Here is a 15,946-nt window from a genome sequence, read left to right on the forward strand (position 1 = left end):
CATCGCTTTTATTTTTTCGATTTCCCGTATGTGTCAATACTTAATTTGACATGGATACGTTGTAACGTATTTTTTGTAAGGGGGACTACTCCGTTTGTCGTGTATTTTCGCCAATCATTCACGTTTTGGCGATACAAGGCGTTCGATAACTGAAGCGTATCGACTCCCTCTTTTACTCCGAGCTCGAATAAGTTTTTTATCTCTTTTTCGACCGTTTTTGATGCGTATTCAACAATTTGCTTTTCTGACATGCGCTCGCGCAATTCGATGATGCTCCCTGTCGCTTGCACCTCAACGGTGAATACGGGGTGGCCGTCTTTTATTTTGTACGATATGCTTGCCTTCGGTCCGTGCACAACGAGCGTGCCAATCATTTTGCCGTTCGGTTTCATGTAAATCGGGGTACGCCCGGTACCTTTTGTTATCCAGCGTAATCCGTCAAGTTTATGACGCGGGATGCATGCTTGCTTATTGTAGCGATGTAAAAAACAAACGCCGTCGATTTTTAGCATCGGCTTCTTTTTTTTATTTTCCGTCCAACTTTTCTCCTCGACAGAAAGGGAAGGGAGCGGAAACGTAACTGCTTTTTCATTAGAAGCGGCGATCAGCTCATTAATGCGCTTCGGTTGAATAAAAGAACTTTGTTCATAAATATCGGTCGGATTAGCAAGCAACGAAAAATATGGTGAATAGTCTAAAAACGGCGTCGTTTCAAAAATACGTTCAATTGGTTGTTTGGTAGCGAACGCCCAAATCGTATGGCGAATTTCATTGTAACGGTCGAGCACATCGATGACGTCACGCACGAGCCCTTTTTTGAGCGCTCGTTCTGTAAAAACGATCCCTTTCACATGTCCCCATGATACACCTTGTTGAATCGCTTGATACAACCGATCGGTCGCCACGTTAAACGTCTCCCCTTTTGCTTTTCCGATCGTCACGGTTGATTTTTGTCTTCCACCGCCTGCTTCCATTTTCGCAAGCCCTGTAAAACTAACGAGTTGGGCGTAGGCAATCACTTGTCCGTCTTCATAGTCCACGCCGATTACATGAATGTAAGCCAGATGATCAATTTCTTTCATTCCCCAACAGCCCGTTAATACGAAACAAAAGAAACAACAAACAATTGCGCGAATCATGATTCGTCACCCGGCGTATTGTCGCTTGTTTTCAACATTTTTGGACGGCGTTTAAATCTTTTCCATCCACTAGTAATCACCACTTTCCATATGTCCCCTGTCGCTGGGGAAATCGGTGCTAAGTACGGGACGCCAAACGAAGTTAAATTTGCTGTATAAACAAGAATAAAAAACATCGATGCAATGAAACCGAAAAGTCCGAGCAACGATGAAGCGGCAAGGACGATAAAACGTAAAATGGATACTGTTCCAGCAAGCGATTGATTGACGAGCGTAAATGTGGCGATGACGGAAGTGGCGATGGCGACGAGTGTACCGGGGGCAGCCAGCCCGGCGTTTATCGCTGCCTGCCCGATAATGAGACCGCCAACAACTGATAATGTTTGCCCAATAGCGATTGGAAGACGCATACCAGCTTCTTTAAAAATTTCAAATAAACTCACCATAATAAATGCTTCAAGTGGAGCAGGAAGCGGTACTCCTTGTCTAGCGAGCGTGATCGTAGCCAGTAACGTAAACGGCAACTGATCTTGATGATACGTTGTAATTGCGACCCAAAGACCCGGTAAAAAGACAGCGACGCTTACACCGATTAGGCGAATAATGCGTTGAAATGTCACAAACACAAATGATGTGCTATTGTCTTCCGATGTATTTAACAAAAATGTTAAATTTGCTGGTCCGATCAATGCGGTCGGTGAACCGTCAATAAAAACAGCAAACCGTCCACTAAGCAGGGCGTTCACGACAAAATCAGGACGGCCGGAGTAGGCGAAAACAGGAAATAACGAAATATACTTTTCACTTAACAACTCTTCTAGTTGATTTGTTCCTGTTAAAGCATCAATGTTGATTGTGCTTAATCTTCGCTTTAATTCAGTAATCGTTTCTTGATTAATAATGTCTTGAATATATAAAATATCGACTTTCGTTCGGCTTCGTTTGCCGATTAATACTTGTTCGACATGCAAACTGCTCGTTTTTAACCGTTTCCGTATAAGCGCTACATTTTTTGCTACTTCTTCAATAAAACCGTCTTTTGGACCACGAATGGACACTTCGGTGTTCGGTTCTTCTGGGTTGCGATTCGGCGGATTAGCGAGCGAAATCGAATACATCACCCCAGCTTCGACGAAGTAAATGATTAAATCTCCGTTAAAAATGATAAAATCAAGCTGTTGGGTAGAGATGGATTTTCCGATTAAATGAAGCGGCATTTGTTTATATTTTTCAATATCTGTAACGGAATAAAGCGGATATTGTTGCCCCATGCGCGTAATGGTCGGGAAAATAAATTCTTTAAGTAGCTTCGTATCACATAATTCTTCACAATAGACGAAAATGAGTGAAAGCGGTTTTCGTTCGTCCGAATAGATGGTAGCTGGCATGATTACGACATCTTTACATTGTGCAAAATGTTCTTTTAATGTTCGTTCATCGACAATGATTTCAGCGGTCATGCGGATGCTCTCCTTTCTTTTATACGTATTGCTAACGCAAGTACGAACAATAACATCGCAAGAAAACAAATGAAGAAAAACGACATCGGTAACACCCATTTTTTTAACATACGAAAAAACGTATCATCGCTCATTGGTGTCATAGCAGCGAAGAACAAGACGACGTATACGAATAGTAATATCCAGCGGCGCGATGCTTTATTTGTAATGTCAAATAACTCCGGGATAAGCGCAGTTGCCAATGAAATGCGAATAAATGCTCCGGCGAGCCATTGATACACGGATAAAAAATCAAAATGCTCTAAATATGTTCCTAAGTTCACCATGCGCCATTGTTCAAATGCAGGGTAACGGAGATGACTCGCTTCTGCAGGACCAAATTCTGTAATGGCCCCAATCGTTGGCCCAATTGATAAACTAGCGGCGACAAGACCGAATAAAACGAGTTTCATAAAGGAAATGTTTGTTTTCATTTGTTGTTGCATAAATAGTAAAAGAACAATTTCTCCGTATCCAGCAGCGACATACATCACACCTTTCCAAACGGGCATCCATCCTTCTTCAAGTACCGGCTTTAGCAGTTCGTAGTTTTTGTGTGGCACCGTAGCTAAAGCGACAAATATGCCGAACAATACGACGAAAGGTAAAATAATGCCTGACGTTTTCGCGATGGATGGCAAACCGATCGAAGCATTATAAAAACAAATGATGCAAAGTGTAACGACAATCGCCCAGTTCGGCGTTCCTGTTAAATATGATGTCGTGGTAAACGTTGTTGTATCTTTTAATGTGACGATGCTAATGATGAGTAAATATAAACATGTGACGGAAGCGATAAAATAGGCAATTGGTGCGCCGACATTTTCTTTCAGCCATTGAAAGATGTGCGTTTGTTGCGATTGTTTTATCGGAAAATAAACAAGTGGGAGGAAAAGGACGAGAAGGATCAACCCAAGAACGGCAGAGATCCATGCATCTCGCCCAGCTACTTCAAGTAAGATTGGAATGATAATGACGTGATTCATAAGACCGATCGATAGCATTAAAACGAATAACATTTGTACCGTATTCATAAACACACACCTTTTTTCTTTTTGTATTTTTATCGTTTCCAAACACGGAAATGATATGCATTGTCACCATCTAGGCTTGCTTCACCATATAAATAACAAAGTAGTTGTGCTACAATAAATGAAGTGAATGAACAGTCGAGGAGGAAAAAACATGAAGATAACGTTAGGTATACTATACGGCGGAAAATCGCCTGAACATAAAGTATCTCTACAAACAGCACGTTCCGTCATTAATGCGATAAATAAAGAAAAATTTACGGTCGTGCCCATTTACATTACGACAGATGGACAGTGGTTGCGCGGTGAGGCAATTGAAGGGGAAGTGCAAAACATTGAGCAACTTGCTTTTCAACAAGGTTTACCAGCGCTCGCGTCGATTGCAAATCGTTCGGAAAACAAAGAAGAACGCATTGATGTTATTTTTCCTCTTTTACACGGGCCGAACGGGGAAGATGGAACGGTGCAAGGCATGTTAGAATTATTAAACGTACCGTACGTTGGGAACGGTGTGTTAGCATCAGCTGTCGGTATGGATAAAGTCGTTATGAAACAATTGTTTGCGCAAGCAGGGCTAAAACAAGCGCGTTACGTCTTTTTCTTGAAAAAAGAATGGGAAAAGCAAAACGAAAGCGTATATGAAACGGTCGAACAAGAACTTGGCTATCCGTGTTTTGTTAAGCCAGCCAACGCCGGTTCAAGCGTGGGTATAAGCAAATGTAAAAACCGTGAACAATTGCAAGCGGCGTTTCAAGAGGCGTTTCGTTACGATCGGAAAGTCATCGTCGAAGAAGCGATTATCGGTCGTGAAGTGGAAATTGGGGTAATCGGGAACGATGAACCCATTTGTTCGGTTGTGGGGGAAATTGTGCCGAAAAAAGAGTTTTACGATTACGAAGCAAAATATGTTGATGGAAATACAGAATTAGTTATTCCAGCGAACATTACACATAAAGAATACGAAACAATAAAACAAATGGCGCTTACCGCTTTTAAAGTGCTCGATTTAGCAGGATTAGTCCGCGCCGACTTTTTCTTGACAGCAGATGGAGAGGCGTATATTAACGAAGTCAATACGATGCCGGGCTTTACGCCATTCAGCATGTTCCCGCTCTTATGGAAACATACAGGTGTATCGTATGAGGAATTAATTGAACGCCTCATTCAACTGGCGATTGAGCGATATGAAGAAAAACAAAACATTACGTATGTATTTTAAGGTGATCATATGATTATACGTTCATTAGCAGACATTCAAACGATGATTCCTGGAAGTATAATTGATGAGCGATATGCTTCTGTTATGATTCATGGTGTGTCAACAGATACGCGCACAATTGAGAGAGGGAATTTATATGTTCCGTTAAAAGGAGCAACGTTTAATGGTCATCAGTTTGTGAAGGAGGCGTTTGAAAAAGGAGCAGCCGCTGCGCTATGGAGCAAACATGAGCCGAATGCGCCAACGGATGTACCACTTATTTTTGTGGAAGATTCACTCGTTGCGTTGCAGCAGCTGGCTCATGCGTATCGAAAACAGTTGCGTGCGCGCATCATCGGTGTGACCGGAAGCAACGGAAAAACAACAACAAAAGATATGATTGCATCACTGCTTGGGACCGTATACCGCGTACAAAAGACAGAAGGGAACTTAAACAATCATATCGGTGTGCCGCTCACACTGCTTCGTTTAAAAGAAGAAACAGAGTATGCCATTGTCGAAATGGGAATGAGTGGGTTTGGTGAAATTGAGTTGCTTTCCACTTTGGCTGAACCAGATGTTGCTATCATCACAAACATTGGTGAATCACATTTGCAAGAGCTCGGCTCGCGCGAAGGAATTGCAACAGCAAAGTTTGAAATCATAAAAGGATTAAAACGCGACGGTTTATTTATTTACCACGGGGATGAACCGTTACTGCAAACACGTGTGGAAAACGCTAATCTTTCGCATGTTCAAACGTTTGGAATGGAACCGACAAACGATTATTATCCGCTAGACATTCGTGTTCAAGCGGACGGAACGACGTTTAAGGTAAATCGTTGGCCAAACGAAACGTTTCGTATGCCACTTCTTGGCCGCCACCATGTGATGAATGCTCTTGCAGCGATTGCAGTTGCTCGATTTGCTTCTGTGGACATCGATCATATCAAGGAAGGCTTTTTACGTTTATCTGTAACAAAAATGCGTACAGAAGTCATAAAGCGTTCTGACGGGGTGACGATCATTAACGATGCGTACAACGCAAGCCCAACATCGATGCGGGCTGCGCTTGAACTGCTTGGACAACTGACGGGATACCGTAAGAAAATTGCCATTGTTGGGGATATGCTTGAACTAGGTGACCAAGAAATCGCTTTTCATGAGCAAATTGGTGAGATGATCGATCCGCAAAGCATACATTACGTGTTGACGTACGGCACGCGCGCCAAAGCGATCGCTGAACGCGCAAGCAAGCGGTTTAGCGAGGGGCGTGTTCGGGCGTATGACGATAAATTCGAATTAGCAGCGGATGTACGAGGGATAATAGAAGCAGGTGATGTCATTTTACTTAAGGCATCTCGCGGTATGAAGCTCGAGGAAATCATTTCTTTGTTAAATAATTAAAAAGAGGCGTCCAATTTGTTGAAAACATATGCATAAAATGGTATGATGAACAAGAGCTGTTTACGGAATGAATTTCAACAAGGCACTTCCGTCTATACGGGAATGCCTTTTTTCGTAAGTTATTTGAAGAAGGAGTATGAAAACATTGGTTACATTTAACGAATTTGGATTAAGTCCAGAATTAATGAAAGCAGTTAGTAAAATGGGATTTGAAGAGGCAACGCCGATTCAAGCGGCCACCATTCCGCTTAGTTTGCAAAATCGCGATGTCATCGGGCAAGCGCAAACGGGAACAGGAAAAACAGCGGCATTTGGCATTCCGCTTATTGAAAAAATTGATATGAACAACGATGCGGTGCAAGCAATCGTTGTTGCGCCGACGAGGGAACTAGCGATTCAAGTATCTGAAGAACTATATAAAATCGGTTCCACAAAGCGTGTGCGCGTGTTGCCGATTTACGGCGGACAAGATATTGAACGGCAAATTCGTGCCTTAAAAAAGCACCCACACATTATTGTTGGTACGCCTGGGCGCATTTTAGATCATATTCGACGTCGCACACTTCGCTTGCAACATGTGCATACAGTCGTATTAGACGAAGCGGATGAAATGTTGAACATGGGCTTCGTTGAAGATATTGAAGCGATTTTAAGCCATGTGCCAACAGAGCGTCAAACACTTCTTTTCTCGGCGACGATGCCAGAACCGATTCGCCGCATCGCTGAACGATTTATGAATAATCCGGAACTCGTTCGTGTGAAAGCGAAAGAAATGACTGTTCCAAATATTGAACAATATTATATTGAAATTCAAGAAAAGAAGAAGTTTGATACGTTAACGCGCTTATTAGATATTCAATCGCCTGAATTAGCAATCGTTTTCGGAAGAACGAAACGTCGCGTCGATGAGCTAGCGGAAGCACTCAACTTGCGTGGCTATGCGGCAGAAGGCATTCATGGCGACTTAAGCCAAGCGAAACGCTTATCTGTATTGCGTAAGTTTAAGGAAGGTTCCATCGATATTTTAGTCGCAACAGATGTAGCAGCGCGTGGTTTAGATATTTCTGGTGTCACACACGTATACAATTTTGATATTCCACAAGATCCAGAAAGCTATGTTCATCGTATCGGTCGAACAGGGCGTGCCGGGAAAACAGGAATGGCGATTACGTTCGTTACTCCACGTGAAATCGGACAGTTGCACCATATTGAAAAAACGACGAAGCGGAAAATGGAACGGATGAAACCGCCGACGTTAGATGAGGCGCTTGAAGGGCAACAAAGGGCAGCGATTGAAAAACTGCTTGCGACAATTGAACATAACAATTTGTCATTTTATAAGCGTGCAGCGGAGGAATTATTAGAGGAGCATGACTCCGTTTCACTTGTTGCCGCATGTATTAAAATGTTAACAAAAGAGCCGGATATGACACCGGTGCAGTTGACAGAAGAGCCACCGCTTATGAAAAAAGAGAAAAAGCGACAAGTACAAACGCGTCAACGTCGTAATGAGACGCGCAGCCGCGGATCGAAAGCGCGCACAAAGCGATAGAAGCTGTCTGAAAAGATAGCTTCTTTTTCTTTACAGGAGGGATGTAGATGATTGTTGGTATTGGCATTGATATTGTCGAATTACATCGCATTGCAGAGCTAATGGAACGTCAGCCGAAATTGATTGAGCGCATTTTAACAGACAATGAATATATTCGTTTTCAACAACTATCGTCAAAACGGAAAATTGAATTTGTGGCTGGACGATTTGCAGCAAAAGAAGCGTATGCGAAAGCGTTAGGGACAGGGATTGGTACACATGTTTCTTTTCGCGATATTGAAATAAAAAATAACGAAAACGGCAAGCCGTATATTATTTCTCCATCCATGGATGAACGTGTGCACGTTTCGATTTCACATAGCGAACATTATGCAGTTGCGCAAGTAATCATTGAACGCTTGTCAAGCTAGTCTGCATATTCTCCCGTTTGACCTCATATGATGGCTTATGAAGGAAGTCCAAATGAGGTAAAGGGGTTGAAAACATGAGACGAACATGGCTTTTTTGGTGCCTGCTTCTTTTTGTTGTAGGCAGTTTGGCCGCTTGCGGAGAAAAGTCGCAACAAGATGTATTAAAGGCGCTCGATGAGAAAGTACAAACGATGTCTGGGTACAAAGCCGAAGCAAAAATGACGCTGCAAACAGGGACGGAGCCACAAGTATATGAAATTGAGATTTGGCATAAGTCTCCAAATTATTATCGCGTGAACTTGAAAAACGCCCAGCGTGATCAACATCAAATGATTTTGCGCAACGACGAAGGAGTATTTGTATTAACGCCTGCACTAAATAAAAGTTTTCGCTTTCAAAGCGACTGGCCGCAAAACGCAAGTCAAGTATATTTGTATGAATCGCTCGTAAAAGACATTTTAGCTGATACGAAAGCGGATTTTAAAGCGACAAAAAACCATTACGTGTTCCAAACGAAAACAAATTATGAAAACAAAAAAATGTTACCGAAGCAAGAGATTACGTTAAATAAAAAAGATTTAACACCGGTAAAAGTGACGGTCATGGATGTTGATTCCCAACCGATGTTAACGGTTGAATTTTCCAAAGTTGAATGGAATGCTTCGTTTGATGATAACGCTTTTGATGTAAGTAAAAATATGACAAGAGCGAAGTTAGAAAATGAACAAGAAGCGACGACAGCAGCAAACCAACAAGCAGCGCCGGTCATGTATCCGACATACGAACTCGATGGTGTGAAACTTGTTGAAGAAAAAGAATTTACAACGGCAAATGGCAAGCGGATAGTGATGACATTTGCTGGGGAAAAGTCGTTTACGCTTGTACAAGAAAAAGCGCATGCTGTACCGACAGCAAACGTATCGACAACTGTTAAAGGTGAGCCTGTTGATTTAGGGTTTGCTGTTGGAGCGATGGCAAACGGCACGTTGACGTGGACGTATAAAGGTGTCGATTTTATTCTCGCTTCACAAGATTTAACGAAAGAAGAAATGGTTGCGATTGCCCGTTCGGTGCAAGGGAAGGTTATGAAGTAAGACTCGCGCGGCGAGTCTTTATTTTTTTGTTGACATGATGCAAGGGCAAAAGAAATAATCAAACGTGAACATATTTTTAAAGGGGCTTTTGAAGGATGGAGAAAGCATTTTACCGCGATACATGGGCAGAGATTGATTTAGATGCGATTTTTTATAACGTACAGTCAATGAAACAGCATGTTGGATCTCATGTTGAAGTCATTGCTGTCGTGAAGGCGAACGCTTATGGGCATGGGGATATTCAGGTGGCGAAAACAGCGCTTGAAGCAGGTGCAACACGTTTAGCCGTCGCTTTTTTAGACGAAGCGCTCGCTTTAAGAAAAAAAGGCATTTCTTTAGACGTACCGATTCTCGTACTTGGGGCAACAAACCCTCAATATGCGCCGTTAGCCGCTAGTCAAAACATTGCGCTAACTGTTTTTCGGGCGGATTGGTTTGAACAGGCGATCGTGTATGCCCCGTATGAACAACCGTTGAACGTTCACATGAAGTTAGATACAGGCATGGGGCGATTAGGAGCGAAAACAAAAGAAGAAGTGCAGCAAATGATACACGCAATCGAACAGCATCCTAGTTTCATACTCGAAGGAGTATACACACATTTTGCAACAGCTGATGAACAAAATATAGACTATTTTTCGTTTCAATATGATACGTTTCTACACATGCTAGAATGGTTGTCGATTCAGCCACCGCTCATTCATTGCGCCAATAGTGCAGCAGGACTACGTTATCCCGATCGTATATTCAATGCGGTTCGTTTCGGTATCTCAATGTACGGATTAGCACCGTCGCAAGAAATGAAATCATTGTTACCTTATCCGTTAAAAGAAGCGTTTTCGCTTCACAGTCGTTTAACGCATGTAAAAAAAGTGAAAGGCGGAGAAAAAATAAGTTACGGAGCAACATATGAAGCAGAGACAGATGAATGGATCGGCACAGTTCCGATCGGTTATGCTGACGGGTGGTTACGTCGGATGCAACATTTTTCTGTGCTCGTTGATGGAAAACGTGCCCCAATTGTTGGACGGGTTTGTATGGACCAAATGATGATTCGTTTGCCATATGAGCTTCCTGTCGGTACAAAAGTGACGCTCATCGGTGAACAACAAGGGGACCGTATTTCCGTTGATGATGTTGCCGCGCATGTAAATACGATTAATTATGAAATTCCTTGTACAATTAGTTATCGTGTTCCCCGTATTTTTTTAAAAAACAAGAGTATAATTGAAGTGAAAAATGCGGTATTATAGTAGATGGGTGTAATGAGAATGGTCGTTTTCGAAAAATTTCTACAAAATTTGGGCGAATGATGCTGGAAATGACTTTGCATCGCGAAGATGAAATGGTATGATGTAAATTGGGAGCAACTATGTGGTTGTAGTTTAGTTGGAGGTGTGTGTTTGTGTCTGAATCCAGCGCAACAACAGAAATTGTTATTCGGTTACCGCAGGCGTTAGTGAGCGAATTAGATGGAATTGTGAAGCAAGAAAACGGCAGCCGAAATGAACTGATTTATCAAGCGATGAAAATGTACATCCGTGAGCGGAAAAAACGTCAAATTCGAGAAGCGATGAGACGTGGGTATATGGAGATGGCGAAAATTAATTTGTCGCTTGCGTCGGAAGCTTTTCTTGCGGAATATGAAGCTGACCACACCGTTGAACGCTTAGTTAGCGGGGGGTAATCTTTTGATTGTCAAACGTGGTGACGTGTATTTTGCCGATCTTTCTCCAGTAGTTGGATCAGAGCAAGGGGGCGTGCGCCCTGTGCTTGTTATTCAAAATGACATCGGGAACCGTTTCAGTCCAACCGTCATCGTTGCTGCCATTACTGCGCAAATCCAAAAAGCGAAGTTGCCTACACATGTTGAAATCGACGCAAAGCGCTACGGATTTGAACGGGACTCTGTCATTTTGCTTGAACAAATTCGGACGATTGATAAACAACGTCTGACAGATAAGATTACCCATCTAGATGATGAGATGATGGATAAAGTAGATGAAGCGTTGCAAATTAGTCTCGGTCTTATTGATTTTTAATATGCTGGAAAAATAGCTACGTTGTGTAGCTATTTTTGTTTAGGGGAGGAATTTTGCTTGGAGCTACTAAAGCAACTATCTGCGAAATTAAATATTCCATTTATACATGTACAACACGTCATTCAACTTCATGAGGAAGGGAATACGATTCCGTTTATTGCGCGCTACCGAAAAGAAATGACTGGTGCGCTCGATGAAGTGCAAATTCGCACCATTTTAGATGAATGGAATTACTTGCAAAACTTAGCGAAACGAAAAGAAGAAGTGATTCGTTTAATCGATGAACAAGGAAAGTTAACGGATGAGCTGAAAGAAGCGATTACAAAAGCAACGAAACTGCAAGAGGTGGAAGATTTATATCGCCCGTATAAACAAAAACGACGAACGAAAGCGACAATCGCAAAAGAAAAAGGGCTAGAACCTTTTGCAGAATGGTTATTAACGTTTCCTAATGAGTCAATTGCAGAGCGAGCACAATTGTTTATTGATGAGCAAAAAGAAGTACATACGATCGAAGAAGTGATCCAAGGAGCGAAAGATATTATTGCTGAAAAAGTGTCAGATGATGCAGCCCTTCGGCAATGGATTCGTCAACAAACGTGGCAAACGGGCACCATTGTTTCTTTTGGAAAAGAAACGGAAAAAGACGAAAAGCGTGTATTTGAAATGTATTACGACCACCGTGAACCGATCGCCAAAGCACCTGCTCATCGTATTTTAGCGATGAATCGGGGTGAAAAAGAAGGAATTTTACGCATTGACATTGACGTAGATACGGACCGAATGACTGCATACATTCGTAAACAAATTGTAACGAACGAACAATCATCGGCCGCTCCCATTGTTGTGGAAGCGATTGAAGATGCATATAAACGTTTAATTGCTCCGTCAATTGAACGGGATGTGCGAAATGAGTTGACAGAACGCGCGGAAGAACGAGCGATTCACATTTTCGCTGAAAATTTGCGTAATTTATTGTTACAACCACCATTAAAAGGGAAAGTTGTTTTGGGAGTAGACCCGGCGTATCGAACAGGATGTAAGTTAGCTGTCGTCGATGAAACGGGAAAAGTACTTCATATCGATGTCATTTACCCGCATCCTCCGAAAAATGAAGTTGAAAAAGCAAAAGAAAAATTAAAGCAATTACTTCATACGTATCAAGTGGAGCTAATTGCCATTGGGAACGGAACGGCATCGCGAGAGACAGAGCAGTTTGTAGCCGATACAATTTCTGAGTGGGACGGGAACGTGTTTTATTTGATCGTCAATGAAGCAGGAGCAAGTGTATATTCTGCATCAGATTTGGCGCGTAAAGAGTTTCCGCATTTGCAAGTGGAGGAGAGAAGCGCTGTCTCGATTGCCCGTCGTGTGCAAGATCCACTTGCTGAATTAGTAAAAATAGATCCAAAATCTGTTGGGGTCGGCCAATATCAACATGACGTGTCGCAAAAAAAGCTTGAGCAATCGTTGCAGTTTGTTGTTGAAACAGTAGTCAACCAAGTTGGTGTGAACGTTAATACTGCTTCTCCAACGTTATTGCAATATGTATCGGGCCTAACAAAGACGGTAGCTGAAAACATTGTGAAATATCGGGAAGAGCACGGGAAGTTCTCGAATCGCACGCAATTAAAACATATCCCACGCCTTGGTGCGAAAACGTACGAACAATGTATCGGGTTTTTACGTATTTTAGATGGGGATGAGCCGTTAGATCGCACACCAATTCACCCAGAGCGATATGAGGAAGTGTACGAATTGCTACATCGTCTTGGCTTTTCAACAGAGGCGATTGGAAGTGAGCAGTTGCGAGGGGCGCTTGAAGGGATTAACATCGAAGAAGTAGCACAAGAACTGAATATCGGCATATTGACACTTCAAGATATCATCGATGCATTGAATCGCCCGGAGCGTGACCCGCGTGATGATTTGCCAAAACCAATCTTAAAGAAACATGTGTTAAAGATGGAGGATTTAAGAAAGGGAATGGAGTTAGAGGGCACCGTACGAAACGTCGTCGATTTTGGAGTATTTGTAGATATTGGTGTGAAACAAGATGGACTTGTTCATATTTCGAAACTAAGTACGCGATATGTCAAACATCCGCTTGATGTTGTGTCTGTCGGAGATATTGTGAAAGTATGGGTTGATTCGGTCGATTTACAAAAAGAGCGCATCGCTTTAACAATGATTCCACCAACATTGGAAAACACACTGTCATGAGCAGTGTGTTTTCCGATAAAAAAACCAACATTGATTAAGAAGTTTAATTTGTGCGCGATTTTTCTCATAGTATGCACGCCGCATTTGATTTTTTAACCACATCGGCATAATGATCACCTTCAAATTGTTTTTTTATTATGTTATGAGTAAAAGAGCCCAATGGTGAAAGGACGGAAGTAAATATGGATGAGCGTGAATTACAGGCGCTTGTTGAGCGCATATCGTTGGATGTATTCCATAAACCATTTCGTCATCGTGCGGTATTTAACGATCGATTACGCACGACTGGTGGGCGATATGTGCTTTCTACACATCATATCGAACTAAATAGAAAATATTATGAGCAGTACGGAGAAGAAGAACTCATTCAAGTCATTAAGCACGAATTATGTCACTATCATTTGCATCTTGAAGGAAAAGGCTATCGCCATCGCGATCGTGATTTTCGCGAATTATTACAAAAGGTACAAGCTCCACGTTTTTGTAAGCCTGTTTTATTATCGAAGACAAAAAAAGAACATTATTACAAATGCACATCATGTCGTTATATGTATGTGCGAAGAAAAGCATTAGATACAACTCGATACGTATGCGGCTTTTGTCGAGGGAAATTGAAAAAAATAAAAAGAGAGTGTTGACAAGTCAAATCTTTCTGTGCTAAATTATAAAAGCCGTCGTTATTCGACGTTCGGCGAAGAAATAAAATAAAAAAGATAGTTGACAGAGCAAAAAAGAGTAAATATAATATAAACAGTCCTTATGATTTGATTGTTCCGCAGTAGCTCAGTGACGAGCGATACTTCGTCGATTAGGCTACGAGTTGCCTCGACGCATTGATCATCATTGATTAGACGAGCAGAGGAAGAGGCAGTAAGTTTAATTGAAATCATGCTTAAGGCGTATGAGTCACTTGCTTTTTATTCCGCAGTAGCTCAGTGGTAGAGCACTCGGCTGTTAACCGAGCGGTCGTAGGTTCGAATCCTACCTGCGGAGCCATTGGAGAAGTACCCAAGTGGCTGAAGGGGACGGTTTGCTAAACCGTTAGGTCGTTCTTTTACGGCGCGCGGGTTCAAATCCCGCCTTCTCCGCCAGGAAGATGTTGAATATGGCCCGTTGGTCAAGTGGTTAAGACACCGCCCTTTCACGGCGGTAACACGGGTTCGAATCCCGTACGGGTCATCCTTTGGAGTGCTCATTTTGTTCACTCCATTTTATTTCGGAGGATTAGCTCAGCTGGGAGAGCACTTGCCTTACAAGCAAGGGGTCGGCGGTTCGATCCCGTCATCCTCCACTCTTTGTGGTCCCGTGGTGTAGTGGTTAACATGCCTGCCTGTCACGCAGGAGATCGCGGGTTCGATCCCCGTCGGGACCGCCATTTGAAAACTTAATTTATTTAAAGTTGTTTGTTGTTGGGCTATAGCCAAGCGGTAAGGCAACGGACTTTGACTCCGTGATGCGCTGGTTCGAATCCAGCTAGCCCAGCCATGAATGTGATGAGCCATTAGCTCAGTAGGTAGAGCATCTGACTTTTAATCAGAGGGTCGGAGGTTCGAGTCCTCCATGGCTCACCATGTATGCGGGTGTGGCGGAATTGGCAGACGCACCAGACTTAGGATCTGGCGCCTTTGGCGTGGGGGTTCAAGTCCCTCCACCCGCACCAGTCGGTCGGTTTTTAATGATATGCGGTCGTGGCGGAATGGCAGACGCGCTAGGTTGAGGGCCTAGTGGGGGCAACCCCGTGGAGGTTCAAGTCCTCTCGGCCGCATCTAAAAAAGCTTGACTTTAGTTGATGAAATGTGATACGATGAAAAGGTCGTTAAAAATGCGCCCGTAGCTCAATTGGATAGAGCATCTGACTACGGATCAGAAGGTTAGGGGTTCGAATCCTCTCGGGCGCGCCATGTTTATAACGTCATGAAGACGGGAAGTAGCTCAGCTTGGTAGAGCACATGGTTTGGGACCATGGGGTCGCAGGTTCGAATCCTGTCTTCCCGACCATCTCGTTTATAATCATGCGGGTGTAGTTTAGTGGTAAAACCTCAGCCACGAGCAACGCATCTTTGAGTAAACTGCGAGTTGCCTCGACGCATCAATCATCTCTGATTTTGCGAGTAGAGGAAGAGGCATGATTATGCGTGATGACTAGTAGTGGTTTAAACTTAACTAACATGCGGGTGTAGTTTAGTGGTAAAACCTCAGCCTTCCAAGCTGATGTCGTGGGTTCGATTCCCATCACCCGCTTTGATGTTCCTTGAAAACTGAACGAAGCGAAAAGCGTAAAGAAGCTAGAGATATGAACTTTCTATGGAGAGTTTGATCCTGGCTCAGGACGAACGCTGGCGGCGTGCCTA

At 42.9% G+C, this 15,946-nt stretch carries 14 protein-coding genes and 12 tRNA genes; 22 read left to right on the plus strand and 4 right to left on the minus strand.

The annotated features are described in order from the left end of the window. Positions 1-8: 8 nt before the first annotated feature. The 3 genes from BO219_RS12535 to BO219_RS12545 are packed head-to-tail and all read right to left on the minus strand — an operon-like array spanning position 9 to position 3,672. Complete coding sequence (locus BO219_RS12535) at positions 9-1,139, minus strand: Ger(x)C family spore germination protein (RefSeq protein WP_077429773.1); 1,131 nt, start codon at positions 1,137-1,139, stop codon at positions 9-11. Continuing rightward, a complete protein-coding gene (locus tag BO219_RS12540) occupies positions 1,136-2,599 on the minus strand; it encodes a spore germination protein (RefSeq protein ID WP_077429774.1) in 1,464 nt (487 codons plus the stop codon). Before BO219_RS12540 ends, BO219_RS12535 begins: the two co-directional genes overlap by 4 nt. Further along, positions 2,596-3,672: a GerAB/ArcD/ProY family transporter gene (locus BO219_RS12545; RefSeq protein WP_077429775.1), complete on the minus strand. Its 1,077-nt coding sequence runs from the start codon at positions 3,670-3,672 to the stop codon at positions 2,596-2,598. The genes BO219_RS12540 and BO219_RS12545 overlap by 4 nt, the downstream gene beginning before the upstream one ends. A 151-nt stretch (positions 3,673-3,823) precedes the next feature. On the opposite strand from BO219_RS12545, the gene BO219_RS12550 reads away from it, so the two are divergent. The 9 genes from BO219_RS12550 (at position 3,824) to BO219_RS12590 (ending at position 13,595) form a co-directional block, all read left to right on the plus strand. Further along, on the plus strand, positions 3,824-4,888 hold the full coding sequence (locus BO219_RS12550; RefSeq protein WP_077429776.1) for a D-alanine--D-alanine ligase: 1,065 nt from the start codon (positions 3,824-3,826) through the stop codon (positions 4,886-4,888). Between the two features lie 9 nt (positions 4,889-4,897). Further along, positions 4,898-6,274: a UDP-N-acetylmuramoyl-tripeptide--D-alanyl-D-alanine ligase gene (locus tag BO219_RS12555; RefSeq protein ID WP_077429777.1), complete on the plus strand. Its 1,377-nt coding sequence runs from the start codon at positions 4,898-4,900 to the stop codon at positions 6,272-6,274. 145 nt (positions 6,275-6,419) lie between these two features. Next, complete coding sequence (gene cshA / locus BO219_RS12560; RefSeq protein ID WP_077429785.1) at positions 6,420-7,826, plus strand: degradosome RNA helicase CshA; 1,407 nt, start codon at positions 6,420-6,422, stop codon at positions 7,824-7,826. A 47-nt stretch (positions 7,827-7,873) separates the two neighbouring features. After that, positions 7,874-8,236 (plus strand): holo-ACP synthase, encoded by a 363-nt coding sequence (gene acpS / locus BO219_RS12565; protein WP_077429778.1) that lies wholly within the window; start codon positions 7,874-7,876, stop codon positions 8,234-8,236. A 74-nt stretch (positions 8,237-8,310) separates the two neighbouring features. Further along, positions 8,311-9,330 carry a LolA family protein gene (locus BO219_RS12570; RefSeq protein ID WP_077429779.1) on the plus strand — a complete coding sequence of 340 codons (1,020 nt, stop codon included), beginning with the start codon at positions 8,311-8,313 and terminating at the stop codon, positions 9,328-9,330. 95 nt (positions 9,331-9,425) lie between these two features. Then, on the plus strand, positions 9,426-10,583 hold the full coding sequence (alr, locus tag BO219_RS12575; RefSeq protein WP_077429780.1) for an alanine racemase: 1,158 nt from the start codon (positions 9,426-9,428) through the stop codon (positions 10,581-10,583). A gap of 152 nt (positions 10,584-10,735) precedes the next feature. Then, positions 10,736-11,017 carry a CopG family ribbon-helix-helix protein gene (locus tag BO219_RS12580; protein ID WP_003398486.1) on the plus strand — a complete coding sequence of 94 codons (282 nt, stop codon included), beginning with the start codon at positions 10,736-10,738 and terminating at the stop codon, positions 11,015-11,017. 4 nt (positions 11,018-11,021) lie between these two features. Continuing rightward, positions 11,022-11,372: a type II toxin-antitoxin system endoribonuclease NdoA gene (ndoA, locus tag BO219_RS12585; RefSeq protein ID WP_003253417.1), complete on the plus strand. Its 351-nt coding sequence runs from the start codon at positions 11,022-11,024 to the stop codon at positions 11,370-11,372. A 57-nt stretch (positions 11,373-11,429) separates the two neighbouring features. Next, positions 11,430-13,595 (plus strand): Tex family protein, encoded by a 2,166-nt coding sequence (locus BO219_RS12590; RefSeq protein WP_226373830.1) that lies wholly within the window; start codon positions 11,430-11,432, stop codon positions 13,593-13,595. Here the strand turns inward: BO219_RS12590 and cmpA are convergent. After that, positions 13,590-13,703 carry a cortex morphogenetic protein CmpA gene (cmpA, locus tag BO219_RS14365; protein ID WP_012573928.1) on the minus strand — a complete coding sequence of 38 codons (114 nt, stop codon included), beginning with the start codon at positions 13,701-13,703 and terminating at the stop codon, positions 13,590-13,592. The genes BO219_RS12590 and cmpA overlap by 6 nt on opposite strands. 74 nt (positions 13,704-13,777) lie before the next feature. Here cmpA and BO219_RS12595 point away from each other — a divergent pair, with 74 nt between their 5' ends. The 13 genes from BO219_RS12595 to BO219_RS12655 all read left to right on the plus strand — a co-directional run bounded on the left by BO219_RS12595 (position 13,778) and on the right by BO219_RS12655 (position 15,836). Then, positions 13,778-14,233: a SprT family protein gene (locus tag BO219_RS12595; protein WP_077429782.1), complete on the plus strand. Its 456-nt coding sequence runs from the start codon at positions 13,778-13,780 to the stop codon at positions 14,231-14,233. 283 nt (positions 14,234-14,516) lie between these two features. Next, positions 14,517-14,591, plus strand: a tRNA-Asn gene (locus BO219_RS12600). 2 nt (positions 14,592-14,593) lie between these two features. Then, positions 14,594-14,686, plus strand: a tRNA-Ser gene (locus tag BO219_RS12605). Positions 14,687-14,702: 16 nt separating this feature from the next. After that, a tRNA-Glu gene (locus BO219_RS12610) sits at positions 14,703-14,774 on the plus strand. Positions 14,775-14,813: 39 nt separating this feature from the next. Continuing rightward, positions 14,814-14,886 (plus strand) — tRNA-Val (locus BO219_RS12615). Positions 14,887-14,894: 8 nt separating this feature from the next. Beyond that, a tRNA-Asp gene (locus BO219_RS12620) sits at positions 14,895-14,970 on the plus strand. A gap of 35 nt (positions 14,971-15,005) precedes the next feature. Continuing rightward, a tRNA-Gln gene (locus tag BO219_RS12625) sits at positions 15,006-15,080 on the plus strand. A gap of 10 nt (positions 15,081-15,090) precedes the next feature. Beyond that, positions 15,091-15,166 (plus strand) — tRNA-Lys (locus BO219_RS12630). Between the two features lie 5 nt (positions 15,167-15,171). Further along, positions 15,172-15,255, plus strand: a tRNA-Leu gene (locus tag BO219_RS12635). Between the two features lie 22 nt (positions 15,256-15,277). Then, a tRNA-Leu gene (locus tag BO219_RS12640) sits at positions 15,278-15,360 on the plus strand. A 59-nt stretch (positions 15,361-15,419) separates the two neighbouring features. Then, a tRNA-Arg gene (locus BO219_RS12645) sits at positions 15,420-15,496 on the plus strand. A gap of 20 nt (positions 15,497-15,516) precedes the next feature. After that, positions 15,517-15,593, plus strand: a tRNA-Pro gene (locus BO219_RS12650). A 172-nt stretch (positions 15,594-15,765) separates the two neighbouring features. Further along, positions 15,766-15,836, plus strand: a tRNA-Gly gene (locus tag BO219_RS12655). Positions 15,837-15,946 lie beyond the last annotated feature (110 nt).

It is taken from the genome of Anoxybacillus kestanbolensis, from assembly GCF_001996285.1.
Classification (GTDB): Bacteria; Bacillota; Bacilli; order Bacillales; family Anoxybacillaceae; genus Anoxybacillus; species Anoxybacillus kestanbolensis_A.

Excerpts from the sequence above, each read along its gene's own strand:
- acpS (WP_077429778.1), top strand. The coding sequence starts at position 7,874 with ATGATTGTTGGTATTGGCATTGATATTGTCGAATTACATCGCATTGCA.
- BO219_RS12555 (WP_077429777.1), top strand. The coding sequence starts at position 4,898 with ATGATTATACGTTCATTAGCAGACATTCAAACGATGATTCCTGGAAGT.
- BO219_RS12540 (WP_077429774.1), bottom strand. The coding sequence starts at position 2,599 with ATGACCGCTGAAATCATTGTCGATGAACGAACATTAAAAGAACATTTT.
- BO219_RS12595 (WP_077429782.1), top strand. The coding sequence starts at position 13,778 with ATGGATGAGCGTGAATTACAGGCGCTTGTTGAGCGCATATCGTTGGAT.
- BO219_RS12570 (WP_077429779.1), top strand. The coding sequence starts at position 8,311 with ATGAGACGAACATGGCTTTTTTGGTGCCTGCTTCTTTTTGTTGTAGGC.
- BO219_RS12545 (WP_077429775.1), bottom strand. The coding sequence starts at position 3,672 with ATGAATACGGTACAAATGTTATTCGTTTTAATGCTATCGATCGGTCTT.
- cmpA (WP_012573928.1), bottom strand. The coding sequence starts at position 13,703 with ATGCCGATGTGGTTAAAAAATCAAATGCGGCGTGCATACTATGAGAAA.
- alr (WP_077429780.1), top strand. The coding sequence starts at position 9,426 with ATGGAGAAAGCATTTTACCGCGATACATGGGCAGAGATTGATTTAGAT.
- BO219_RS12550 (WP_077429776.1), top strand. The coding sequence starts at position 3,824 with ATGAAGATAACGTTAGGTATACTATACGGCGGAAAATCGCCTGAACAT.
- BO219_RS12535 (WP_077429773.1), bottom strand. The coding sequence starts at position 1,139 with ATGATTCGCGCAATTGTTTGTTGTTTCTTTTGTTTCGTATTAACGGGC.